The organism is Sporolactobacillus terrae, from assembly GCF_019930545.1.
In the GTDB taxonomy this organism is placed as follows: Bacteria; Bacillota; Bacilli; order Bacillales; family Sporolactobacillaceae; genus Sporolactobacillus; species Sporolactobacillus terrae.
This window is the reverse complement of sequence record NZ_CP082837.1, coordinates 1258003-1281210: the sequence shown is the minus strand read 5'-3', so window position 1 is coordinate 1281210 and position 23208 is coordinate 1258003. Positions and strand designations below refer to the sequence as shown.

Annotated in this window: 25 protein-coding genes; 21 read left to right on the top strand and 4 right to left on the bottom strand. The window is 44.1% G+C overall.

Annotated features, from left to right (window positions below; all coding sequences use genetic code 11):
- Positions 1 to 71: 71 nt before the first annotated feature.
- Together K7399_RS05905 and K7399_RS05900 are read left to right on the top strand one after the other, a co-directional pair.
- Positions 72 to 746, top strand: a complete 675-nt coding sequence (locus tag K7399_RS05905; RefSeq protein ID WP_010026391.1) for a response regulator transcription factor — start codon at positions 72 to 74, stop codon at positions 744 to 746.
- Positions 743 to 1813 carry a sensor histidine kinase gene (locus tag K7399_RS05900; RefSeq protein WP_051575333.1) on the top strand — a complete coding sequence of 357 codons (1071 nt, stop codon included), beginning with the start codon at positions 743 to 745 and terminating at the stop codon, positions 1811 to 1813. The genes K7399_RS05905 and K7399_RS05900 overlap by 4 nt, the downstream gene beginning before the upstream one ends.
- Positions 1814 to 1816: 3 nt before the next feature.
- Here the strand turns inward: K7399_RS05900 and prli42 are convergent, their stop codons facing one another.
- On the bottom strand, positions 1817 to 1915 hold the full coding sequence (gene prli42 / locus K7399_RS05895) for a stressosome-associated protein Prli42 (RefSeq protein ID WP_152080501.1): 99 nt from the start codon (positions 1913 to 1915) through the stop codon (positions 1817 to 1819).
- A gap of 173 nt (positions 1916 to 2088) precedes the next feature.
- Between prli42 and K7399_RS05890 the strand changes: the two genes are divergently transcribed.
- From K7399_RS05890 to rnz, 3 genes are read left to right on the top strand one after another with little or no spacing between them, the layout of a single operon-like run.
- Positions 2089 to 3210, top strand: coding sequence for a M20/M25/M40 family metallo-hydrolase (locus K7399_RS05890; RefSeq protein WP_028976256.1), 1122 nt, complete (start codon positions 2089 to 2091; stop codon positions 3208 to 3210).
- 20 nt (positions 3211 to 3230) lie between these two features.
- Positions 3231 to 4448, top strand: coding sequence for a DNA polymerase IV (locus K7399_RS05885; RefSeq protein WP_223362499.1), 1218 nt, complete (start codon positions 3231 to 3233; stop codon positions 4446 to 4448).
- Positions 4449 to 4489: 41 nt separating this feature from the next.
- Positions 4490 to 5425: a ribonuclease Z gene (rnz, locus tag K7399_RS05880; RefSeq protein WP_028976257.1), complete on the top strand. Its 936-nt coding sequence runs from the start codon at positions 4490 to 4492 to the stop codon at positions 5423 to 5425.
- A 128-nt stretch (positions 5426 to 5553) separates the two neighbouring features.
- Here the strand turns inward: rnz and K7399_RS05875 are convergent, their stop codons facing one another.
- Complete coding sequence (locus K7399_RS05875) at positions 5554 to 6816, bottom strand: ammonium transporter (RefSeq protein ID WP_028976258.1); 1263 nt, start codon at positions 6814 to 6816, stop codon at positions 5554 to 5556.
- A 276-nt stretch (positions 6817 to 7092) separates the two neighbouring features.
- Here K7399_RS05875 and K7399_RS05870 point away from each other — a divergent pair, with 276 nt between their 5' ends.
- From K7399_RS05870 to K7399_RS05845, 6 genes are all read left to right on the top strand, one after another.
- Entirely contained in the window at positions 7093 to 7878 is a 786-nt protein-coding gene (locus K7399_RS05870) for an SDR family NAD(P)-dependent oxidoreductase (protein ID WP_028976259.1), read from the top strand.
- Positions 7879 to 7997: 119 nt separating this feature from the next.
- Positions 7998 to 8987 (top strand): thiamine pyrophosphate-dependent dehydrogenase E1 component subunit alpha, encoded by a 990-nt coding sequence (locus tag K7399_RS05865; RefSeq protein WP_028976260.1) that lies wholly within the window; start codon positions 7998 to 8000, stop codon positions 8985 to 8987.
- 30 nt (positions 8988 to 9017) lie between these two features.
- Positions 9018 to 10052 carry an alpha-ketoacid dehydrogenase subunit beta gene (locus K7399_RS05860; protein WP_028976261.1) on the top strand — a complete coding sequence of 345 codons (1035 nt, stop codon included), beginning with the start codon at positions 9018 to 9020 and terminating at the stop codon, positions 10050 to 10052.
- Positions 10053 to 10133: 81 nt separating this feature from the next.
- The gene (locus K7399_RS05855; RefSeq protein WP_028976262.1) at positions 10134 to 11378 is read left to right on the top strand and encodes a dihydrolipoamide acetyltransferase family protein; all 1245 of its coding nucleotides are present in this window, start codon (positions 10134 to 10136) and stop codon (positions 11376 to 11378) included.
- A 307-nt stretch (positions 11379 to 11685) separates the two neighbouring features.
- Complete coding sequence (locus K7399_RS05850; protein WP_028976263.1) at positions 11686 to 12762, top strand: AI-2E family transporter; 1077 nt, start codon at positions 11686 to 11688, stop codon at positions 12760 to 12762.
- A gap of 71 nt (positions 12763 to 12833) precedes the next feature.
- Positions 12834 to 13295: an NUDIX hydrolase gene (locus K7399_RS05845; protein ID WP_028976264.1), complete on the top strand. Its 462-nt coding sequence runs from the start codon at positions 12834 to 12836 to the stop codon at positions 13293 to 13295.
- 57 nt (positions 13296 to 13352) lie between these two features.
- Here K7399_RS05845 and deoD read toward each other — a convergent pair whose 3' ends face one another.
- Positions 13353 to 14063, bottom strand: coding sequence for a purine-nucleoside phosphorylase (gene deoD, locus K7399_RS05840; RefSeq protein ID WP_028976265.1), 711 nt, complete (start codon positions 14061 to 14063; stop codon positions 13353 to 13355).
- 72 nt (positions 14064 to 14135) lie between these two features.
- The gene (gene gloA2, locus K7399_RS05835) at positions 14136 to 14525 is read right to left on the bottom strand and encodes an SMU1112c/YaeR family gloxylase I-like metalloprotein (protein ID WP_010024835.1); all 390 of its coding nucleotides are present in this window, start codon (positions 14523 to 14525) and stop codon (positions 14136 to 14138) included.
- Between the two features lie 184 nt (positions 14526 to 14709).
- Here gloA2 and K7399_RS05830 point away from each other — a divergent pair, with 184 nt between their 5' ends.
- The 10 genes from K7399_RS05830 to K7399_RS05785 all read left to right on the top strand — a co-directional run bounded on the left by K7399_RS05830 (position 14710) and on the right by K7399_RS05785 (position 23135).
- Complete coding sequence (locus tag K7399_RS05830) at positions 14710 to 15642, top strand: cation diffusion facilitator family transporter (protein WP_223362498.1); 933 nt, start codon at positions 14710 to 14712, stop codon at positions 15640 to 15642.
- Positions 15643 to 15909: 267 nt separating this feature from the next.
- The gene (locus tag K7399_RS05825) at positions 15910 to 16452 is read left to right on the top strand and encodes a cysteine hydrolase family protein (RefSeq protein WP_028976267.1); all 543 of its coding nucleotides are present in this window, start codon (positions 15910 to 15912) and stop codon (positions 16450 to 16452) included.
- Between the two features lie 16 nt (positions 16453 to 16468).
- Complete coding sequence (locus tag K7399_RS05820) at positions 16469 to 17071, top strand: DNA-3-methyladenine glycosylase I (protein WP_028976268.1); 603 nt, start codon at positions 16469 to 16471, stop codon at positions 17069 to 17071.
- 251 nt (positions 17072 to 17322) lie between these two features.
- Positions 17323 to 17871 (top strand): NUDIX hydrolase, encoded by a 549-nt coding sequence (locus tag K7399_RS05815; protein WP_028976269.1) that lies wholly within the window; start codon positions 17323 to 17325, stop codon positions 17869 to 17871.
- A gap of 101 nt (positions 17872 to 17972) precedes the next feature.
- The gene (spoIIM, locus tag K7399_RS05810) at positions 17973 to 18605 is read left to right on the top strand and encodes a stage II sporulation protein M (RefSeq protein WP_028976270.1); all 633 of its coding nucleotides are present in this window, start codon (positions 17973 to 17975) and stop codon (positions 18603 to 18605) included.
- A gap of 226 nt (positions 18606 to 18831) precedes the next feature.
- A complete protein-coding gene (fur, locus tag K7399_RS05805; protein ID WP_028976271.1) occupies positions 18832 to 19332 on the top strand; it encodes a ferric iron uptake transcriptional regulator in 501 nt (166 codons plus the stop codon).
- A gap of 170 nt (positions 19333 to 19502) precedes the next feature.
- Entirely contained in the window at positions 19503 to 19769 is a 267-nt protein-coding gene (locus tag K7399_RS05800) for a DUF4227 family protein (protein ID WP_037563004.1), read from the top strand.
- A gap of 5 nt (positions 19770 to 19774) precedes the next feature.
- Positions 19775 to 20674 (top strand): tyrosine-type recombinase/integrase, encoded by a 900-nt coding sequence (locus K7399_RS05795; RefSeq protein WP_028976272.1) that lies wholly within the window; start codon positions 19775 to 19777, stop codon positions 20672 to 20674.
- A 29-nt stretch (positions 20675 to 20703) separates the two neighbouring features.
- On the top strand, positions 20704 to 21513 hold the full coding sequence (locus K7399_RS05790) for a purine-nucleoside phosphorylase (protein WP_028976273.1): 810 nt from the start codon (positions 20704 to 20706) through the stop codon (positions 21511 to 21513).
- Positions 21514 to 21959: 446 nt separating this feature from the next.
- On the top strand, positions 21960 to 23135 hold the full coding sequence (locus K7399_RS05785) for a D-alanyl-D-alanine carboxypeptidase family protein (protein ID WP_028976274.1): 1176 nt from the start codon (positions 21960 to 21962) through the stop codon (positions 23133 to 23135).
- The last annotated feature ends 73 nt before the right edge of the window (positions 23136 to 23208 follow it).

The window sequence follows — 23208 nt, the reverse complement described above, 5'->3', positions numbered from 1 at the left end:
AGATTCATGTTCTGTTCATAGTCTTGTTTCAAAATAAGAACATCGTTGTTGTAAAGGAGTTGCAGTTGACCTTGAAAAAAATTCTGGTCGTTGATGATGATCCTCATATCCGTGAACTTGTCACGGTGTTCCTTGAAAATGAGGACTTTTCATGCATTGAAGCAGAAAACGGAGAACAGGGACTTGAACGTCTTGAGCAGGAAAATGCGGGCTTGATCATCTTAGATATTATGATGCCGGAGATGGATGGCTGGACGTTTTGCAGGCGCGTTCGCAAACGATGGCAGATTCCGATTCTAATGCTGACAGCAAAGGGAGAGACAATGCAGAAAGTGAAAGGTTTTGAACTGGGGGCAGATGATTATCTCGTAAAACCGTTTGAACCAATCGAACTTGTCATGCGTGTCAAAGCATTATTGAAACGGTATCAGGTTTCCGTATCGCAAACCGTTGAAGTCGGGCGTCTGATCTTAGACCGAAAATCCTACACGATTTTCAAAGGTGATGCATCCATTATGATCCCTTTAAAGGAATTCGAGCTTCTCTTTATGCTCGCCGGTTCGCCCGGACGCACATTCACCCGTGATGACTTGATCGAGAATATTTGGGGCTACGATTATGAAGGCGATGAACGTACGGTTGATGTGCATGTTAAGCGACTTCGCGAGCGATTCAGTACAGCTTCCAGCGGGTTCGAAATTAAAACAGTCCGCGGTTTGGGCTATCGATTGGAAGAAAGTAAATGAAAAATCAATGCTCATCGAAACTGAAGGTACACAGTCTGGCAATTCTTTTATTACTTTCGATCGTTGTCTACTGGGTTTTGTTTTACTTCTTGCTTGAACTGTTTTTTTCTTGGCTTAGGGTTGCCATTCACCCAATCCTTTTGCATGTTGCAAGTGCATTGCTTGGATTGGCCCTTTTTGCTTTTGTGATGGCTCAGGTCGGAAAATATATGAAGCCGAAACGAATCAGCTACTTTCAAACGATCATTCAAGCGATAAGGCAGATGGCAAAGGGAAATTTTGAAATCAATCTCGACATTCCTCTGCCGACGGATCAGAAAAGCCGGCATAATCCATTTGTACAGTTGGTTGACAGCGTGCATTATATGGCGAAGGAACTTGGCCAATTGGAGCGAGTGCGCCAGGAGTTTATTTCAAACGTCTCTCACGAAATTCAATCGCCGTTGACGTCAATTAAAGGATTCGCCCGTGCATTAGAGAATGATCGCTTGCCAGAGAATAAGCGGATGCACTATTTAAATATCATTCAAAAAGAGGCGGATCGCTTATCGAAGTTAAGTGATAACTTAATGAAATTAACGGCACTTGAAAACACTAAACATCCGATTCGTTTATCCAACTACCGACTGGATCGTCAAATTCGTTCTTGCCTGCTTGCGCTTGAGCCGCAGTGGACAAAGAAAGCACTAGATATGACTATCGAGCTCGATCCGATTACGATTGATGCGGATATTGATTTAATGAACCAGGTATGGATGAACTTAATCCACAACAGTATTAAATTTACACCGGAACATGGGAAGCTACAGGTAGAATTGAGCATTCGCGATGGGCGAATTATGTTCTGTCTATCCGACACAGGGATTGGGATTAAAAAAGAAGATTTCGTTCATTTATTTGAACGATTCTATAAAGCGGACCGCTCGCGGACAAAGCGTCAAGAAGGCAATGGACTTGGTTTGTCCATTGTGAAAAAAATTATCGATGTGCATCACGGAGAAATTCATGTACAAAGTGAATATCAGAAGGGGACGCGTTTTACAATACTGCTCAATAAGAGTGGATAAAGCTTAATTGCTGACAATCGCAATAATGAAGGCGGATATTGAGGAAAGTACAAGTGCAGCAATCATCAGGTAAACAATAAATTTAAACAGTTTCTTATGCATGTCCTAAATTCCCTTCATTGCTTTTTCCTAACTATTATAGTAGATAATCCGCCAAGCTTTCAATAGTTAAACGCGTTTGGTTAAAAAAGGTATGGTATGATAAGAGTGGCTATTGAGATCGAACCGATGCACCTCGTATCGGTTCTTAAAAGTTTTCTAGGTGGGTGAATGGATTGATCAATCAAGAACGTTTGGTTACTAATTTTTGTGAACTCGTTCAAGTCGATTCGGAAACAGGAAATGAAGGACAGATTTTTAAAGTCCTTAAAAACAAATTGTTGGCTTTGGGCTTAGATGTAAAAGAAGACCAGGCACAACAGAAAACCGGACATGGTGCCAGCAACTTAATCGCGACACTCCCCGGTACGATAAAAGGAACACCGATCGCACTGAGTACACATATGGATACGGTTGTTCCCGGAAAAGGGATTAAGCCCGTCATTGCAGACGGGTTCATTGCTTCTGATGGAACGACAATTCTTGGTTCAGACGATAAAGCAGGAGTATCCGCGATTCTGGAAGCGATTCAAGTCATTAAAGAAAATCAAAAAGATCACGCCGAGGTTCAAATCATTATTACAGTCGGCGAGGAGTCCGGGTTACGCGGGGCAAAAGCGCTTGATCGATCGCTCGTCCATGCGCAGTATGGTTTTGCTTTAGACAGTGACGGACCTGTTGGCGATATTGTTGTCGCCGCTCCTTTTCAGACGAAGCTGTTGGCAGAAGTCTATGGAAAGACGGCACATGCCGGCATTGAACCTGAAAAAGGAATCTCGGCTATTTCCATTGCTGCAAAAGCGATTGCACGCATGCCGCTCGGGCGTATCGACCGAGAAACGACTGCAAACATTGGTCGTTTTGAAGGTGGACAAGCCACTAATATTGTCTGTGATTATGTAAAAGTCCTCGCAGAAACGCGTTCACTAAATCAGTCAAAAATGGAAAAACAAGCGGAGATCATGACTCGCGCTTTTGAAGATGCTGCAAACGAATACGGCGGGAAGGCAGACGTGCATACTGAATACATGTATCCGGGCTACCGATTTGGCCGTGAGGACCGTGTTGTTCAACTCGCAACAAGAGCAATCAATGCAATCGGAAGAACGCCGAGACTGCTTCAGAGCGGCGGTGGCAGTGATGCAAATGTTATTTCCGGTCAGGGACTTCCAACCGTAAACCTTGGTGTTGGCTATGAAGAAATTCATACGGTTAAGGAAAAAATTGCAATTGAAGAACTTGTGAAAACAGGTGAGTTAGTTCTTGCGTTGATCGATCAGGCAACGAACGAAGGGTAAATCATATCTAAGGACGGAGAATGATGATGGCGAATGCACGAGTCATTTTTCATGTTGATATGAACAGCTTCTATGCATCAGTGGAAATTGCAAATCATCCTGAATTGAGAGGCAAGCCGTTGGCGATTGCCGGAAAAGCGGAGGAACGGCACGGGATCGTCGTAACCAGCAGTTACGAAGCAAGAAAAATGGGTGTGCGAACGACCATGACGGTTCGCGAAGCGAAGCAAAAATGCCCGCAGCTCATTGTTCGTCATCCTGATTTCTCGCTCTATAGAAGGACATCGGAGCAACTATTTACAATGTTGAAAGACTATACGAACCTTGTAGAGAAAGCCTCCATTGATGAAGGGTATCTTGACGTCAGCCACTGGATTCATCGCAGGCATCCTCTGAACTTGGCAAATGAGATCCAGAGCCGCATTCGAGAGGAACTTCATTTGCCATGCAGCATAGGGATTGCCCCCAATAAATTTCTTGCAAAAATGGCATCTAATCGGAAAAAGCCAATGGGGATCACCGTGATACGTAAGCGTGATCTCCCACAAACGCTATGGCCGTTGCCTATTGGAAAAATGCATGGCGTTGGTCCAAAGACTGAAGAGAAATTCAGTTTAGCGGGAATCAAGACGATCGGCGATCTGGCTGCAAGAAATCCTGATGCTATTGAAAGAAAATATGGAATAAACGGCAGGCGTCTGCATGACTTTGCAAATGGATGGGACGTGCGTCCGGTTGACCCGGATTCATGGGACCGTTATAAAAGTATTGGTCATTCAATGACTTTATCTCATGACACCGTTGATCTTAAAATGATTTATGAGACAATGCAGCAATTAGCGGGCAAGCTTGAGATGAAATTAAAACGGGAGCATGTGGCAAGCTACGAATTGGTTGTCATGATCCGTTATCATGATTGGAAGACAATTACGCGGCACAAGTCCACCATGCAGCCTTTGCGTTCTAGGCAGGAGATCTTGAATCTGGCTTTTTCTGTCTTCCAAGCCAACTGGAGCGGTGAGGCTGTGCGGCTTCTTGGGATCACGCTCGCATCGTTTCAAGCGATTAGTGAATCAACAAAACAGCTCGATCTTTTTTCTTATCAGAATGACATTCAGACCGAGGAGCTGGTTGACTTAATTGATCGAATCAATGATCAATTTGGTGAAAATACGCTGCTTCCTGCTACACGTCTTCTGAATAAAAAACGTTCCGAGTCTCCGGATTCCGGTTGTTGATCTCTACATAAAGAAGGTTCGCGTGACAAAGGATGGATAGAATGAAATTTACTTTTTTAGGCACCGGAGCGGGAATGCCGGCGAAGGAAAGAAACGTAACTTCTATGGCACTCAGTTTCCCGGAATACGATGGTGACCTCTGGCTCTTTGATTGTGGTGAGGGAACGCAACGGCAAATTCTCTACACGGCAGTGAAATTAACGAAATTAACGGCTGTTTTTGTAACGCATCTGCATGGAGATCATTTATTTGGCCTTCCAGGCATACTAGGCAGCCGGTCGTTTCAAGGTGCTGAACATCCATTGGAACTTATTGGACCAAAGGGATTAAAAGCTTTTGTTGAGACTTCGCTTCAGGTTTCAGGGACACATCTGCATTATCCCTTGGCGATTCACGAGATTGAGTCAAAGGGAAAGGTTTATGAAAATGAACATTTCATTGTTCATGCATGTGAACTGGATCATGGGATTCAAAGTCTTGGTTACAGGATTACCGAGAAGGACCAACCTGGAGAACTGCTTGTTGATAAGTTGATGGATCTTGGTATTCGACCGGGTCCTATCTACAAAAAAATTAAGGAACAGAGTCAAGTGATCTTGCCTGATGGACGAACACTAGAGACCGCTCCTTTTATCGGCAAAAAAAAGAAGGGACGCCATGTGGTGGTTTTAGGCGATACGCGGCCATGTCAAGCTGCACTTAATCTCGCCGAACATGCGGATGTGCTCGTTCATGAAGCAACCTTTAATGGTCAAAGTGCTCGTTTGGCGCATGATTATCATCATTCAACATCAATTCAAGCAGCGGAAATGGCGCAAAAAGCTGAGGTGAAGCAGCTGATTTTGGCTCATTTAAGTTCCAGATACCAGAAAAAAGAACAGCATGCACTATTAAAAGAAGCTAAATCTGTTTTTAAGCAGACCTATTTAGCGCATGATTTCTGGACTTTTGAGTTGCCTTATCAGCAACGATCTTAATCAATAGAACGAGATTAGGATCGGAAATAATCGCCGAACCTTAGCTTTCAATTGATGATACACAAAAAAAGATTCCCACATAAGGGAATCTTTTTTTGTGTATCTAATAATTTATTAAGTATTTTTAGTTATTTTCCTTCAGTTTCGCCATAGCCGTAAGCACCGTGTTCGCTGATATCAAGACCCGCTTTTTCAGCTTCCGCGGATACACGAAGACCGATGGTTGCTTTGATGATTGAGAGCACAATCAAGGAAGCGACAGCTACGAAAGCGAATGCTGCGATTACACCAAGTGCTTGAACGCCTAATTGATAGAGACCGCCGCCGTAGAAGAGACCCGGTTTGCCGACTCCGGCCAGTTCAACAAGCTTCGGTGCTGCAAAGAATCCGGTAGAAAGTGTACCGATAACACCCGAAATACCATGAACAGAGAATGCGTAAATCGGATCATCGAGTCCTTTGCTTTCAAGGAAGATTGAAGTCCAGTAAGTAAAGGCACCGGCAACAGCTCCGATTACGATTGCTGCCCATGGTTCAACGAACGCACAGGAAGCAGTGATCGCTACGAGCGCTGCAAGCACGCCGTTACACATTGCACCGATATCTGCTTTCTTCGATAGGATCATTGCTGCAAACAAAGCACCAAGTGCACCGGCTGCTGCTGCCAAGTTCGTTGTTAAAGCAACATAGCCGAAGAACTGACCGTATCCAGAAGTTGCGACACCCGTGGATACCGTGCTTCCGGCATTAAATCCAAACCAGCCGATCCAAAGGATGAATGTACCAAGGAAAACAAAAGGAATGTTGTGAGCCGGGATTGTTTTTGCTTTTCCATCAACAAATTTTCCGATTCTCGGTCCAAGGAGAAGTGTACCGATTAGCGCAGCAGTCGCACCTTGAAGGTGAACGACTGTTGATCCAGCAAAATCCTGCATGCCGAGCGTGCTCAACCAGCCGCCGCCCCATACCCAGTGTCCGACGACTGGATAAATAATGGCAACAAAGACTGTGCCAAAGACAAAGTAAACAGCCAGTTTTGCACGTTCTGCAAAGCCGCCCCATGCAATCGCAAGAGATACAGCGGCAAATGCGAGTTGGAACAAGAAGAAAATAGAATCATAGCCGCTTGGAACACCGCTTAAGAAAAATTTAGAAGTTCCAATGAATGCATTACCATCACCGAAAGCGATGCCGTAACCAACCGCCCAATAAACAATTGAAGAAAGTGCAAGCGTAATAATTTGCTTACCGGTAATATGGCCCGCATTTTTGCTTTGCAGTGATCCTGCTTCAAGAAATGCAAAACCAGCTTGCATAAGGAGAACTAAGATTGCTGCAACCATTACCCATAATGAATCCAAACTAAATGTAATTGCATCTGTTGCTTTCATTAAATGAATGCCCCCTTCTTTATGATGTAGTAATTATAACATACGGTGTCAGTAAATGTTACAACAAAATATTAAAAATATTCCATTATTTTTGAAAGCCCTTACATAAGCTACAATTTTGTCACGATTAAAAAGTCTGCCTTGGATCTGTCCAAATCAGAAGATTTCTTTTTCGGACACTGCTCATTGCTAAATTGTTTTGCATTGTTATAAACTCTCTATAATAATAGAAATGGTAAAACGGTACAATGCGTACTTACTCTGAGGTGGAACTTTATGAAATTAACGAATAAAATGGTTGTCATCACCGGGGCATCCAGCGGACTTGGCAGGGAACTGTCCATTCTGTGTGCCGCCAATGGTGCGCATATCATTATGCTTGCCCGCAGCACAGCAAAATTGAAAACCTTAAAAGATAAAATCGAACAATCAGGCGGCCGTGCGGTTTATGAATCATTAGACATTACTGATGCAAAACAGGTTCATTTAACGTTTCAGGCAATCATGGAAAAATTTAAGCGCATCGATCTGCTGATCAATTGTGCGGGCGTCGGCTATTTTCAGCCGCTTACTGAAATGAATACGGAGGAAATTGATCAAATGATTGCAGTCAATGTACGCGGGCTTATTTATTGCACACATGAGGCTGCTCAAGCGATGGAAGCGCAAAAATGCGGCTCCATCGTTATGATTGCTTCTCAGGCGGGGATTATAACGACACCGAAGTCTGTTGTTTATGGTGCAACGAAGCACGCCGTGATCGGTTTTGCGAACGGCGTACGTATGGAACTTGAAGAAGCGGGTGTTCATGTAACGGTTGTAAATCCTGGACCAATCCGTACACCGTTCATGAACAATGCGGATCCAACGGGTAATTATCGGAAGCGCGTCGACCGATTCATGCTTGATCCGCGCCACACAGCCGAACGTATTTTGCATGCTGTAGGCAAAAATAAACGGACATTAAATCTTCCGTGGTATATGGGGATTGGCTCAAAGGTATATCAATGCGTTCCTGCAGTTTTCGAAAAGGTGTGCGGCCCTTTTTTACGAATGAAGTGAAAAAGCGGCAAGCAGTCGCATATAAATATTTTGCATCGGAAGCAAAAATAGAGTATGATTATATAGTAAGAAAACGCTTACATCATTGCTGTAAGTGCTATATGACGGGAGGAGTCAGAATGCAAACTGAGGCATCCGCAAAAGACATGACCGTTGAAAAGGCGAAATGGATTTATACGAAAATGCAAGAGATCCGTCAATTTGAAACAGCAGTACATGATATTTTTGCGAAAGGTGAAATTCCTGGTTTCGTTCATTTGTACGCCGGCGAAGAAGCGGTAGCGGTCGGCGTGTGTGCGCATCTAACGGATAGCGACAGTATTACAAGCACACACCGCGGTCACGGGCATTGTATTGCAAAAGGCTGTGACTTAGATGGAATGATGGCAGAAATCTATGGACGATCGACAGGTCTGTGCAAAGGGAAAGGCGGTTCCATGCACATTGCCGACGTTTCTAAAGGAATGCTTGGGGCAAACGGCATTGTTGGTGCCGGACTGCCTTTAGCGATTGGTGCTGGACTTACTGCTAAAGTGAAAAAAACGAAGAATGTTGCGGTGTGCTTTTTTGGTGATGGCGCCAGCAATCACGGTACATTCCATGAGGCTGTGAATATGGCTGCTATTTGGAAGCTTCCAGTACTCTTCGTTTGTGAAAATAACGGGTTTGGAGAGGCGTCGACCTTCGACTATGCGGCAGCAGCGGAACGGATTTCGGACTTTGCGAACGTCTATCGAATTGCGGGCGAAACTGTGGATGGAAAAGATTTGTCGGCTGTATATGAAGCCGCAGGCAAAGCAGTGGAACGTGCACGTAATGGGGAAGGGCCGACAATTCTTGAATGCATGACCTATCGCGATTTCGGACATTTCGAAGGCGATACGCAAACGTATAAAGATGCCGACCAGCAAAAAAAAGCGATGACTGAAGATGATGCCATTGTTCGATTTCAAACCTTTGCAAAGGAAAATGATCTGTTGACTGAGGGAGAGATAAAAACGATCGATAACTCCGTAAAAAAAGCGGTGGAACACGCGATAAAATTCAGTGAAGAAAGTCCGTTTCCTGATGATCACGAAGTGACCACCGATGTTTATGTCTCATACTAATCTAATTGGATCAATCTGGAGGTGCTTGCAATGGCAGTAAAGATGAGTTATTCAGATGCAATTAATGATGCGATTCGCTTTGCGATGCGAAAAGATGAAAGCGTTGTCTTGATTGGTGAAGACGTTGCCGGCGGAGCCGAGGTTGATCATCTTCAGGATGAAGGGGCCTGGGGCGGCGTTTTTGGTGTAACAAAGGGAATTGTTGAAGAATTTGGTCGTGACCGTGTGATCGATACACCGATTGCTGAATCCGGTTATATGGGTGCTGCCGTTTCGGCTGCGGTAACCGGTTTGCGTCCGATTTCGGAATTAATGTTTAACGACTTTATCGGTAGCTGTTTGGATGAAGTGATGAATCAGGCAGCCAAGTTCCACTACATGTTTGGCGGCAAAGCAAAGGTTCCGCTGACGATCCGAACAATCGACGGCGCTGGATTCAACGCTGCAGCGCAGCACTCACAAAGCCTTTATGCACTTTTCACTCATATTCCGGGGTTGAAAGTTGTGATCCCTTCAAACCCTTACGACATGAAAGGCCTGCTCCTCAGTGCGATTTTTGATGATGATCCGGTTATTGTTTTTGAAGATAAAACACTTTATGGAATGAAAGGAGAAGTTGGCGAAGGCTTCTATACCCTTCCATTTGGAAAGGCGGAAATCAAACGTTCCGGTAAGGATTTAACCATTGTCGGACTTGGAAAGCAGGTTTATACCGCCTTGAAGGCAGCCGATCAATTGGCGAAAAAAGGTTTTGAAACGGAAGTGATTGATCCAAGAACGTTGTCTCCGCTTGATGAAGACACCATTATTAAATCGGTGCAGAAGACGGGCCGTCTAATTATTGTCGATGAAGCCTATCCGCGCTGCAGTGCGGCTACCGATATCGCGGCAATTGTTGGTGACAAAGCATTCGATTATCTGGATGCACCGATTAAACGGGTAACCGCGCCTCATGCTCCGGTTCCATTTTCGCCACCACTCGAAAAGCTGTATATGCCGACACCTGAGAAGATCATCGAAGCATTCCGAGAAATGGTCGGTGAACATGTATTCTCAGCTTTGTAAAATTTTCGAACGATAGGATTGGGAGCATGTGCTGCAAAAGTGTCACATATCCTGACTTTCATCTGAAAGGAGCGAGTGAAAATGGCGGTAGAAATCATCATGCCTAAAATGGGCATGGGTATGGAAGAAGGAACAGTGGTTGAATGGCTGAAACAAAAAGGCGATTCAGTCAAAAAAGGAGAGCCTGTCGTTTCAATTAGTTCAGATAAAATTGAAAAAGATCTTGAAGCACCCGAAGACGGTGTGCTCATTGATATTGAGGCCGAGGCGGATGATATTGTACCTATCGGACATCCTGTGGGCTATATTGGTGCCCCGGGCGAAACCGTTCAAACAAGTCAAGCAAACGCGCCTCAGCCTGCTGAACAAGAAAAGGACGTTCCAGCTGTCGCAACCCCTGTGCCGTCCCCACAAGTGCCGGATGGCGCAACAGAACCGCGGCTGCGCGTATCGCCAGCTGCCCGTCGATTAGCGAAATCAGCAGGGGTTGATTTGGCAACCGTTCAAGGCACTGGCCCGATGGGAAGAATCACAAAAGCGGATGTTGCAGCGGCTCAAATTAAGAAAGAACAAGAACCTGGTGTACAAACGGAGGCTGCCCCAGTAAATACCCCGACACCACCGGCAGCGCAATCCGCAGGGACAGCCAAAAAAGTGACGGGTATGAGGAAAGTCATTTCGGATCGGATGTTTAATAGTCTTCAACAGACCGCGCAGCTCACCTTACAGGCCACTGTTGATGTCACTGATTTGATTGCTTTCCAAAAGAAAGCGCGAGAAGCTTATCCAATCAATGATGAGGTACGGTTAACGATCACCGATTTTATTGCAAAAGCAGCGATCAATGCGTTGCTTGAACACAAATACATGAATAGTCTCTATGAAGGCGATACGATTACAACCTTTGATCATGTACATCTTGGTATTGCGGTTGCACTCGATGAAGGTCTTGTCGTTCCGGTGATTCATGGGGCTGATCAAAAATCATTGAGTACGATTTCACGAGAGATTAGAAAAGCAAGTAAGGCTGCACGCGGCAGCGAATTGAATCAACTCCAGTTGAGCGGTTCAACCTTTACGATAACTTCGTTGGGCACTTACGGTGTCGGTTTCTTTACTCCGGTGATTAATCCTCCGGAAGTAGGGATTCTCGGAGTCGGAACGATCACTCAGCAGCCGGTCTATGTTGATGATGAACTGCAAAAGCGCAGGGTCATGCCGCTCAGCCTCACCTTTGACCACCGTGCCGTTGACGGTGCGCCAGCAGCAGCATTCCTTGCAACGGTAAAAGCAAATTTGCAAGCGCCTTTTAAACTCGTTTTATGAGAAACTTAAGATTAATCAATCAAGAGGGTGTCTCAAAGTTGAAACGGACTTTGAGACACCCTCTTACAGGTATAAATGATGAACCAAGTACGAGGTGCAAGACTCCTGGGGGATCAGCGACGGGATGTGTCATGGTCTGTGCCGCGGTGAATGCCAGCATAAAGGAAACGGAGCAGGTTAATGGGAAACCCCGCATCAAAGTAATTATCCCTATGAAATCGATTTATATTGGATAATAATGTGAAAAGTAGGGTACAATGTGAGCGTAGCATCTATATTTTTTGGAAGAGAAGATAGGGGAATTTTAATGCCAAACTCAAAATACTTTCGTTTTGCCGTATGGGTTCTGATCACTCTAGTAATCTTAATGGTTGGTTCAAAGTTAACCTTTATTTTACAACCGTTAGGGGTGCTGTTTACTTCACTTGCTACACCGCTGATTATTTCGGGACTTCTTTATTATCTGCTCCGTCCACTTGTACGTGGATTGGTTCGTCTAAAAATACCGAAAGTTATCGCCATCCTAATCATTTATTTAGCCGGTATTGGATTGATTACACTTCTTGTTCTCTATTTTGGACCGCTCTTATATAATCAATTTTTGTCATTGATAACAAGTATGCCGGCATTGGTCCAGCAACTGAGTGAACAACTGGTAAACTTTCAGAAGAGCGATACATTTTTTAAATTGCACTTAGATCAAATTCCATACCTTGATTTTGCCAACCGGTTTTCTCGTTCATTATCCACCATTGCGACTTCAATTGGTAATAATGTATTAACGATTATTCAATCGATTACGGGCACGGTATTGATCATTGCGACCATACCATTTATTTTGTTTTACTTTTTAAAAGACAGCGACCGAATGTTCCGGGGATTGATGAAATTTATTCCTGACGAGCATCAAGAAAAAGCGCGTGAAATTTTGACCGATATGGATGCAACGTTGAGCGGATACATACAGGGACAGATGATTGTGCTGCTCTTCGATTTTGTATTTATTTATATATGGTACTTGATTATCGGACTGCATTATTCGCTTGTCCTTGCGCTTGTTATTTTATTTACGAATGTTATTCCGTTTATCGGTTCATTCATTGCGACAATACCTGCTGTTATCGTTGCTTTTATTCAGTCCCCTGTTTTAGCAATCTACGTTATTGTTGGAGTGACCGTTGTTCAGCAGATTGAAGGAGATGTGATTTCACCGCTTGTGATGGGAAGGAAGCTGGACATACATCCGCTGACGATCATTTGTTTGCTGCTCGTTGCCGGAAATTTAGCGGGAATTGTTGGCATGTTGCTTGCTATTCCTGTATACGCAGTCTGCAAAGTGATTATCACGCGGCTTTATAAGCTGTTTCAGTTGCGCAAACAATGAGCTTTGATTGTGCAGAACGCGATGCACTTTGAGTGAACCTCTATGATACACTAAACTAAGGAGGCGGACGCATGGGCTATATTCAGAAATTGCGCGAAATGATTGGGCATCAACCGTTAATCTTGGTTGGTTCCGTCGTTTTAATTGCTGATCATCAGAATCGATTATTATTGCAAAAACGGAACTATCCGAAAGAAAGCTGGGGGCTGCCTGGCGGACTTATGGAGTTGGGGGAATCTGCGGAAGAGACGGCAGTTCGTGAGGTTAAGGAAGAAACCGGCTTGACCGTGAGCGGCCTTAAACTTTTCAATATTTATTCAGGGGTACGCACGCCTGCGGTTGCCGAAAACGGCGATCAATATTATCCGGTAACGATTGCATACAAGGCGCAGTCCTTTGAAGGAAAGTGGCTGATCGATCCGAATGAATCGGAAACGTTCGAATTCCGCAGCAAAGACGAGCTGCCAAGTACCTTATTAAAAAACCAGTTGAAAATTATTGAGGATTATTTCAGTGCTGACGAAAAACAGTAAAAAAGCAATGATCTGTACGTTGGTTACGGATCATTGCTTTTTTCTAATCCTTTTCTGTTAGTCAGTGACAGCCGTTTCAAGAGCGATGTGGATCATCTCGTTAAAGGTCGTCTGTCGTTCTGCCGCTGTAGTGTCCGGTTCATCTGAGAATATATGATCGCTGACGGTGAGAACGGTCAGCGCTTGAACACCGTATTTTGCTGCTAATGTGTAAAGCGCTGATGTTTCCATCTCAACAGCAAGGACGCCGTATTCCCCTAATTTCTTGACGAGTTCCATACTATCGCGGTAGAAGACATCAGCAGAAAGTACATTACCGGCGCGCAGCGGTACACCAAGTTTTTTCCCAACCGTATACGCCTTATGGAGCAGCGAAAAGTCTGCAGTTGGCGCAAAGTTGATTTCTGGAAAGATGCCGCGATTAACCGCTGAATCTGTCGTTGCCGACATTGCGAGAATAACGTCCCGAACATGAATCCCTTTCTGGACACCGCCGCAGGTACCGACGCGGATTAGTTTTTTAACGCCATAATCACGAATCAGCTCGTTAACATAAATAGAAATAGACGGAATACCCATTCCTGTCCCTTGAACAGAGATACGTTTTCCCTTATAGCTCCCTGTAAAACCGAGCATGCCGCGGACGTTATTGTATTGCTTTGCGTCCTTAAGATAGGTTTCCGCAATATATTTTGCACGTAAAGGATCACCGGGAAGCAGAATGCGATCAGCAATCTCACCGGACTTTGCTTCAATATGTATGCTCAAAATGTAGTCCTCCTTAACTGGATCATATCAAATTCATCTTATTCTAACATGTCACGTCAAAAGAAGGAAAATTCATAACTCATAGAGTTCAAGCGGCAAATCATCGGGGTCTCTAAAAAACGTAAAACGTTTCTTTGTAAAGGGATCCACACGAATCGCTTCGGTTGCCACACCTTTTGCGCTCAGCATGTGAACCGACGCCTCGATGTCTTGAACGGCAAATGCTAAATGTCTGAGTCCGGATGCTTCCGGATGGGTGGGACGTTTGGGAGGGTTTGGAAAGGAGAACAGCTCGATTTGAGCGCCGCTGTCGCCGACAGCAAGATCCAATTTATACGAATCGCGTTCCTGCCGATAGGTTTCGTGGATCACCTTCAGTCCTAAAACAGAAACATAAAATTGCTTGGATCGTTCGTAATTCGTACAAATGACGGCACAATGATGAATCGAATGAACAGACATGACAATCAACTCGTTTCATAAATTATTTTGCTATTAGTATAGCAAAAAGTGTTCCATGTGTAGTGAATAAGATAAGATACGATTGACAGTACATCGGAAAATGATGATACTGAACATAGAAACGATGTTACCTGTATTCACTGATTTCAGGCAGTTTTCTTGGGAAAGAAGAGGTGAGTCAGACTTGGGGAAAGACATAGTGCATCACGAAAAAAAGGATCATCATGTTCATCACCACGCGGCAAATCAAAGGGCGCTATTGATCAGTTTTATCATCATAAGCGGGTTTATGATCGTCGAGGCGATTGGCGGCTATGTGAGCGGTAGTTTGGCACTGCTTTCTGATGCGGGACATATGCTCAGTGACGCAATTTCACTCGGTTTAAGCTATACAGCCATCTTAGTTGGCAATCGAGCTTCGGTTAATAATCGTAAAACGTTTGGTTATAAACGGTTTGAAATTCTTGCAGCTTTATTTAATGGTGCTTTATTATTGTTGATCTCGGTTTGGATCGTCGTTGAGGCAATCTCACGGATTAACGCGCCTGTCGAGGTCGCAAGCTTTGAAATGATGGTGATCGCTTGTATCGGGCTTTTGGTCAATCTTGTTGTTGCACGTATCTTGCATGGCGGCTCGGAGGATAATCTTAATGTGCATAGCGCATTCTTACATGTGCTTGGCGACCTGCTTGGGTCGCTCGGCGCGATTGCTGCAGCGGTGCTGATTTTTCTTTTTGGGTGGAATCTTGCAGATCCGATTGCAAGTATTGTTGTTTCACTGATCATTATTAAAAGCAGCTGGAGCATTTTAAGGGATTCGATTAATATCCTGATGGAGGCAAAGCCGGATCATCTTGATATCGAAAAGATACGCCAAGAAATCACAGCAATCGATGGCGTTGATGGAATTCATGATCTGCATATTTGGACGATCACTTCCGAATTTTTGTCGCTCAGCTGTCATTTGACAGCAAAGGATGGTGTGGATCGCGATGAATTACTGCGACACGTGGAAACGCTTCTTTCACATTATCGACTGGATCATTCAACCATTCAGATTGAGAGTGTTCATTTCAATACCTGCCGATCGGATTGTGCCCATCACGGGCATCATTGACCCATGTCGGCATTCGGCTCAAAGTCAGAATATACTAATAGAGCAGGCATAAACCATGCGGACGGCGTAAAGTCGTTCGCATGGTTTGTAAGCAAAGAAAGTTTATGATTTGGGACTGGCTGACGGCGGGGAGCTGAATGCCGTTCTAGCACAAGGTTGATGGAAAAAAGCCGTTTGCAGGGCGGCAATAAAGGAGCTGAGCACTTTTTTCTCCTCGGCGGCTCATGATAAAGTAGAGTTATCCATAAAAAAAGGGAGGTATTGCTGATGAGTAGAGATGCATTGCTTATCATTGATATGAGTAATGATTTTGTCCATGATCAAGGAGGGCTGAGTGCTGGAAAACCGGCTCAAAAAATTGTCCCTTTTATCGTCAAACTTGCCGATCAATTCAACGAAACGGGAAAGCCGATTTTCTTTTGCATGGATGCGCATGAAGCCAACGATGCTCATTTTAATCTCTGGCCGGTCCACAATGTGAAAGGAACGTGGGGGGCACATCTCTATGGCTCTCTTGGCGAATGGTATGTCACTCATAAGCAGCAACAAAAGGTTCACTTTATACCGAAGCCTGAATATGACGCCTTCATCCGCACCAATCTCGATCAACTGCTGAAGCAATATGAAGTTGATACCGTTCAATTGGTTGGTGTCTGCACGGATATTTGTGATTTTCTGACTGCGTACGGTGCTTATTCAAGAGGTTATGCGACAATTGCATACAATAAAGGTATGGCAACGTTTACAGATCAGCATGAACGATTTCTTGAGCACATGCATGCAATTTTTAAAACGACAATCATTGACTAAAACGGAGGCTCATCACGTGACAAAAAGATGTGAGGACGTTAAACAGCGCTGTGCATGGGTAAGCGCAGATCCCGATTATGTTGCCTACCATGATTTTGAATGGGGGCGTCCCAAGTATGATTCTCAGGAATTGTTTGAACTGCTTTGTCTTGAAGGCATGCAGGCAGGATTAAGCTGGATTACGATATTGAAACGACGCAGCAGTTTCAGAGAGGCCTTTGACCACTTCGATCCGAAACGGATGTCCGCGTATTCGGAGCAAAAAATCGAACATTTGATGAAGAATAAGGGCATCATTCGCAACCGCTTGAAAATTAAAGCAATGATTACGAATGCGCAAATGTATCTAGCACTTGAAAAACAACAGTCATTCAGTGATTTTCTATGGTCCTTCACCGGAGGTACACCGATCATACATCATTACAAAGAAGCAGAAGCGATCCCGGCATCGAGCAAGGCATCACTTCTGATGAGCAAAGCGCTGAAACAGCGAGGATTTAAATTTGTGGGTGAAACCATTTGTTATGCATTCATGCAAGCATCAGGTATGGTGAATGATCATGAAACCGGCTGCTTCTGCTACAGCCAATGTCTTACCACGCAAGATAAAGCGAATTAATTAAAATTTTGGATTTTAGGACGCAAAGCACGCTTGCAATGAGCAGAAACGATACGACGCTGAGTGTCATCATTGCTGAGATACCGCAACAGCTTCAGAGAACTAGCCAGTAAATAAATAGCCGACAGGAATAACCAGAGGGAATGGTTTGTGACCATAAATTTGTATTAAGTATTTTGCGGATTGTGGTAAAATTAGCATGACATTAAGCTGGGCGGTCAAGCGCTGAATGAGAATAAGGATGTGTTGTTATGGATGGCTTAACTGAGACAAAGAAGCGTTCAAAGGAAATTTTCAAGGGACGAATTGTGCATTTATTTTTGGATGAGGTGGAGCTGCCTAATGGCAAATCGTCCACGCGTGAAGTTGTGAAGCACCCGGGGGCCGTAGCGATTATCGCAGTGAATAAGGAAGGCAAACTGCTTCTTGTTCGCCAATACCGCTATCCGCTGGATCAAGTGATCTATGAAATACCAGCAGGCAAACTGGAACCTCATGAAGATCCCGATGACTCCGCAATGCGCGAGTTGGAAGAAGAAACCGGCTATCGCTGTAAAAAGATGGAAAAGGTTGCTTCGTTTTATTCATCACCCGGTTTTTCTGATGAACTGCTTCATGTTTACTTCACCGATACACTGATCGAAGGCAAACAACATTTGGATCCCGATGAATTTCTTGAGTTAAGCTCCGCAACGGTTGCGGAAGCAGAAAAAATGGTTGCCGAGCATCAAATCTATGATGCAAAGTCGGTATATGCAGTGCAATTCTTGAAATTGCGTGCGTTACAAGCAAAAAAATGAAAGAATGCGTGAATCTCTCGCAGTGAGCATAGATTTCTTTCTATCTCATAGAATAGGATTATAGATTTTAGATGTTCGAATCCTGTCGGGAGGTTACGCACATGTTCTCACAGCGGATCAAAATTGCGTTGAAGCAGCACATCAGCGATTATCTTTCTCTTTATACTTTTGTCACCGGACTTATCCTCATGGGAATTATTTTCGGTGCAATCGTTGTAAACTGTCTGTCCTATGAATCAAAAAGCAATTTGCTGCATTATTTACAACAATTTTTCGGTGAATTGGCACAGCATCAGATCGCTGGACCTCAAGCTTTATTTAAAGAGAGCTTTCTGCATCATTTTCAATTGATCCTATTAATCTGGGTGCTTGGTCTTTCTATAATCGGTCTTCCGATTATATTCTTACTGGTTTTCATTAAAGGGATGTTTCTTGGCTTTACGGTCGGCTTTTTGATCAGCCAGATGGGATCAAAAGGATTGATGGCTGTTCTCGTCAGCATTTTCCCTCAGAACTTGATCATTCTGCCGAATTTTTTATTTATCGCCGTACTTTCCGTTGCCTTTTCATTGAAAATGATCCGACAATTATTAATGAGGACACGAAAGCACCCGCTTTTACCGCAATTTATCAATTATGCAATCGTATTAGCAGCTGTATGCTTCGTTGCGGTAATCGCTTCAGGGTATGAATCTTATCTGTCTCCTGCGCTGATCCGTATTTTCATCTCATGAGCAGAGAACCGCTTCTTTTTTTAAAATAAAATAATTATAACTTGAAAATAATTATCTCTAATTGACACTGTTATCAATAAGGATTATAATTTTTTGTGAAAACAAATGATCTTATTGATAATAGAAGCCTTTTTTGAACAATCCTAATGATTGAGAAAAGGATGGTTTGGTTCGGAGAAGCAGCTCAATTGTTTGTGGGTCATTGGTGCGTAAAGGGGGCGCTTTTGTGGAAGGCAGGATTAACCGGATTAAAAAACAGCTCCATGGACAGAAGTATAAGCTGACGCCACAACGAGAAGCGACTGTTAGAGTCTTGCTGGAGAACGAGCAAGATCACCTGAGTGCTGAAGATGTCTACCTGCTCGTTAAAGAGAAAGCACCAGAAATCGGACTGGCGACCGTTTATCGAACCCTTGAATTGTTAACAGAACTTAAAATTGTAGACAAAATTAACTTCGGCGACGGAGTGGCACGATACGACCTTCGCCGCGAGGGGGCAAGCCACTTTCACCACCATTTGGTCTGCGTTGAATGTGGTTCAGTTGATGAAATTCAGGAAGATTTACTGAGTGAAGTCGAAAAGGTTGTTGAACGTAAGTGGCATTTTAAAGTGAAGGATCATCGTCTGACCTTTCACGGCATCTGTCATCGATGCTTGGAAAAGCACGAAGAAGAAAGTCGATTAAATAAAGAAAAACCGTATCTTCAGGAGACAGAGAAAGTATAACTGTTCCTGTTTTCAAGCAGCCTGAGTGAATCAGACTGTTTTTTCATATCTTTCCTTTCGACAACCAATCGATAGGAGAGCGTCAACCTCAACAGAAAAGGTATGCCTTTTTCGCAATATTCTCCGCTCTGTTTCATAGGATGAACTAAAATCCATTTGATGGAGCGGAGATGAATGAATTGAAGCTATTCTTTCGTATCAGTGCTGAACTGATTAAGGTTATTTTTCTCTTTATACTTTTTACAGCACTTTTTTATTATGGACTTTCCGGAATGGACAACGTTCAAGACTACCTGCACCGTTATGATGAACCGGATTCAGAGGCTGTTAAAGTGACACGGACAATAGACGTCGGGCTTCACAAAGCAAACAGGAACGATCAAGGCGGACCACGTCCACTTTCACGCTTTTTTGAATTTATAAGAGATGGAGAATAAGCGAATTGAAAAACAGTTTGGATAATTTCTTGATACAACTTGCTGATGAACGCGGTTTATCAGAAAATACAATTGATGCTTATCGAGGCGACTTGTCTCAGTATCTCGAATTCTTAGAGCGATCGAACTGCAGGCAATGGCGCGATGTAACCCGTGTGATGGTGATGAACTACCTTTATGCTTTAAAAGATCGGGGACTGGCTCCAGCGACGCTTGCTCGAAAGGCCGCAGCAGTACGTGGACTGCACCGTTACCTGCTCAGAAGCCAGCAAACGGAAAATGATCCTGCCTATACGCTCAATCATTTGACGAAAGGCTCTGAAAAGTTGCCTCCGGCTGTGTTGTCACTGGATCAAATCGAACAGCTTCTTTCCGCACCGGATCAAACATCGCCAACAGGAAAACGTGATCATGCCATGCTTGAAGTGCTCTATGCAACAGGGATGCGTGTTTCCGAATGTATTAAGTTAAATCGCGAGCATGTCAATCTAGAGATGGAATTTGTCCGTTGCAGCGGAAGTCGCAATCATGAACGAGTGCTTCCGCTTAATGCGCAGTCTGTGCAGGCATTGCGGGAATACATAGATGACCGAGACCAAGATCCGGCTAAAGAAGCACCGGATCGGCCACTTTTTCTAAATCGATTGAATAAAAGGCTGTCTCGGCAAGGGGTTTGGAAGATCATGAAATATTATGCCGTACAAGCAGGGATTAAAGATAAATTTTCGCCGGAAACGATCCGCCAGTCTCTCACCGCACATTTATTCGCAAATGGAGCACCGATCGAATTTGTCGATGAATTGATGGGACGAGCACCACATGCAGCGGCACTGCGGTTTCCGCGCTCGCGTCGGCAGCCGCTAAAAAAAATCTACATGGCGTACCATCCACGTGCAAAAAAATAAAATGAATGATTCAAGACAGGAGCGATTTTATGAAAACAATCGAAGAAGTGATAATGAAGGTTAGAGAAGCAACCGCTTACAAACCCACGATCGGGTTAATTCTTGGATCAGGGCTTGGTGATTTGGCTGATCAATTGCATCAGGCGGTACGCATTCCCTACCGTTCTCTGCCTCATTTTCCGGAATCAACGGTAAAAGGGCATAAAGGACAATTTGTCATTGGCGAACTTGAGGACAAAATTGTCGTAGCGATGCAAGGGCGTTATCATCACTATGAAGGCTATTCCCTGGCACAAGTGGCTTTCCCTGTATACGTCATGAAGGCAATGGGCGTGAAACAATTAATTGTTACCAATGCATGCGGCGGCATCAACACTGAATTTAATCCAGGAGATCTGATGTTGATTACCGATCATATTAACATGCTTGGTGACAGCCCGCTCATAGGCGCAAATGATGAAGCGTTGGGGCCTCGCTTTCCGGACATGTCCCATGCCTATAGTCCGCGGTTGATCCAAACAGCCAAGGAACTGGCAGAACAGCGCAACATCGAGGTTAGGGAGGGCGTATATCTGGCTACTCATGGGCCTCAATATGAAACGCCTGCAGAAATTCGCATGATGCGCGTTATGGGGGCGGATGCGGTCGGCATGTCTACGGTTCCTGAGGTGATTGCTGCCAGTCATCTTGGCCTGGAGGTTCTCGGTATCTCTTGTATTACCAATATGGCTTGCGGAATTTTGGATCAGCCACTGTCTCATAAAGAAGTTATTGAGACGGCAGATCGCGTAAGAAATGACTTTACTGCACTGATTCAGTCGCTCATCCGTTCAATATAACCTTTTCATTTTTTATAGGGCATTTCAACGTTCGCTTGCGCCGTTGAGATGCCCTTTTTATTAAGCTAAGATTTTGCCCCGTCTTCAAACCCATAGACCCATGTCTTGGCAGAGAATCAAGCGGAGGTGCTCTGGCGCCCGCGGCAAGCGAGTAACCGAAGCGACGATTCAGCACCGAAAAGACACGAGCCCATCAAACATGGTTGGAGATTAGGGACCTGGCGCTTTTTGCCCGGTTTTTCTTACTTAAAAACGCAGAGATGAGCATTTTCCTAAGGTGGTCGGCGCATCCAACTGCCGTTCCTCACCACCAGTGTCTATCAACCTGACAACGGTTGCGTGATTCTAAAGAAATCATTGAAGAAATCTCATATTTTTTCTCTCCATATCCGGTATAAAAGCAGTGGGTATGGACAAAATGTTATGGAGCATATTGAGGGGGTTTTTTGATGAAGGTATTTTCTGTTTGGATAATCTGTGCCTCACTTCTTTTTGCCTCTTTTGTTCCTGCAGGATCGGCTTTTGCCGAACAAAAGAATAAGGCCGATCAGGAGAATGGTAAACTGAAATCAGCAATTGTTATGGAGCAGGAAACAGGGAAGGTATTCTTTGCAAACAATGAAAATAAAAAGCTTCCACCGGCGAGTATGACCAAGGTGATGACACTGCTGCTCATTTTTAAAGCACTGAAAAGTCACCAGCTTACCTTGAAAGATAAAGTCAATGTGAGTGAGCACGCGGCATCAATGGGCGGTTCTCAGGTGTTCCTTGAACCCGGTGAATCGATGACGGTAGATGAAATGCTCAAAGCAATTTGTATCGCTTCGGCAAACGATGCTTCTGTCGCGATGGCAGAGCATATTGCCGGGTCAGAAAAGGCATTTGTTGAAAAAATGAATCATGAAGCAAAACGCTTGGGGATGAATAACACCCATTTTGTCAATCCAACAGGTCTTCCGGTAGCCAATCATTATACGACAGCGCATGATATGGCGATTATGGCGCGCGCGCTTATAAAGTTCCCAGAAGTTCTTCACTATACTTCAAAATATGAAGATTACTTGCGTGAGAATACGGATAAGAAATTTTGGTTGGTCAATACAAATAAATTGATTAAAACCTATCCAGGCGCAGATGGATTAAAGACCGGCTTTACAAACAATGCAAAATATTGTTTAACGGCAACCGCGCAAAGAAATGGGATGCGCGTTGTGGCGGTCGTAATGGGAGCGCCGTCCCCTAAAGAGCGCAACAAGGAGATTGCCGCTCTCATGGATAATGCTTTTGCAAACTATTCAACGAAACTGCTTCTAAAAAAACATAAACCAGTAGCGATGGCAAAAGTGAATAAAGGGGATCAAGCCCAAGTTCCAATTGTCACACAGCAGCCCACCGTACTGCTCCTAAAAAAAGGTGAGCGTACGAAAGGAATCAAAAAAACCATCAAGATGAACAAGGCGCTTAAGGCGCCAATAAAGTCAGGGACGGTTGTCGGTCAATACATTGTGATGAAAAAGGGAAAAGTCCTATCAAAAACACCGCTTATTGTTAAGCATCAGGTCAAGCGCGCGACATGGTGGCAGTTATTTAAGCGGAGTGCTGGATCTATTTTAACCCACTAAGGTTCTAGGAAAGGAACGTGCTATTTTGGCATGTTCATGATGGTTTTGACGAAAAGGCACTAGTTCTGTCGGC

What these genes read in the sequence shown, in the direction of transcription:
- gloA2 (WP_010024835.1), bottom strand. Translation starts at nt 14,525, where the DNA reads ATGTCTGTTCATTCGATTCATCATTGTGCCGTCATTTGTACGAATTAC.
- K7399_RS05855 (WP_028976262.1), top strand. Translation starts at nt 10,134, where the DNA reads ATGGCGGTAGAAATCATCATGCCTAAAATGGGCATGGGTATGGAAGAA.
- rnz (WP_028976257.1), top strand. Translation starts at nt 4,490, where the DNA reads ATGAAATTTACTTTTTTAGGCACCGGAGCGGGAATGCCGGCGAAGGAA.
- K7399_RS05860 (WP_028976261.1), top strand. Translation starts at nt 9,018, where the DNA reads ATGGCAGTAAAGATGAGTTATTCAGATGCAATTAATGATGCGATTCGC.
- K7399_RS05865 (WP_028976260.1), top strand. Translation starts at nt 7,998, where the DNA reads ATGCAAACTGAGGCATCCGCAAAAGACATGACCGTTGAAAAGGCGAAA.
- K7399_RS05845 (WP_028976264.1), top strand. Translation starts at nt 12,834, where the DNA reads ATGGGCTATATTCAGAAATTGCGCGAAATGATTGGGCATCAACCGTTA.
- prli42 (WP_152080501.1), bottom strand. Translation starts at nt 1,915, where the DNA reads ATGCATAAGAAACTGTTTAAATTTATTGTTTACCTGATGATTGCTGCA.
- K7399_RS05870 (WP_028976259.1), top strand. Translation starts at nt 7,093, where the DNA reads ATGAAATTAACGAATAAAATGGTTGTCATCACCGGGGCATCCAGCGGA.
- K7399_RS05800 (WP_037563004.1), top strand. Translation starts at nt 19,503, where the DNA reads ATGAATGAATTGAAGCTATTCTTTCGTATCAGTGCTGAACTGATTAAG.
- K7399_RS05875 (WP_028976258.1), bottom strand. Translation starts at nt 6,816, where the DNA reads ATGAAAGCAACAGATGCAATTACATTTAGTTTGGATTCATTATGGGTA.
- K7399_RS05790 (WP_028976273.1), top strand. Translation starts at nt 20,704, where the DNA reads ATGAAAACAATCGAAGAAGTGATAATGAAGGTTAGAGAAGCAACCGCT.
- K7399_RS05850 (WP_028976263.1), top strand. Translation starts at nt 11,686, where the DNA reads ATGCCAAACTCAAAATACTTTCGTTTTGCCGTATGGGTTCTGATCACT.
- K7399_RS05900 (WP_051575333.1), top strand. Translation starts at nt 743, where the DNA reads ATGAAAAATCAATGCTCATCGAAACTGAAGGTACACAGTCTGGCAATT.
- K7399_RS05815 (WP_028976269.1), top strand. Translation starts at nt 17,323, where the DNA reads ATGGATGGCTTAACTGAGACAAAGAAGCGTTCAAAGGAAATTTTCAAG.
- K7399_RS05885 (WP_223362499.1), top strand. Translation starts at nt 3,231, where the DNA reads ATGATGATGGCGAATGCACGAGTCATTTTTCATGTTGATATGAACAGC.
- spoIIM (WP_028976270.1), top strand. Translation starts at nt 17,973, where the DNA reads ATGTTCTCACAGCGGATCAAAATTGCGTTGAAGCAGCACATCAGCGAT.
- K7399_RS05825 (WP_028976267.1), top strand. Translation starts at nt 15,910, where the DNA reads ATGAGTAGAGATGCATTGCTTATCATTGATATGAGTAATGATTTTGTC.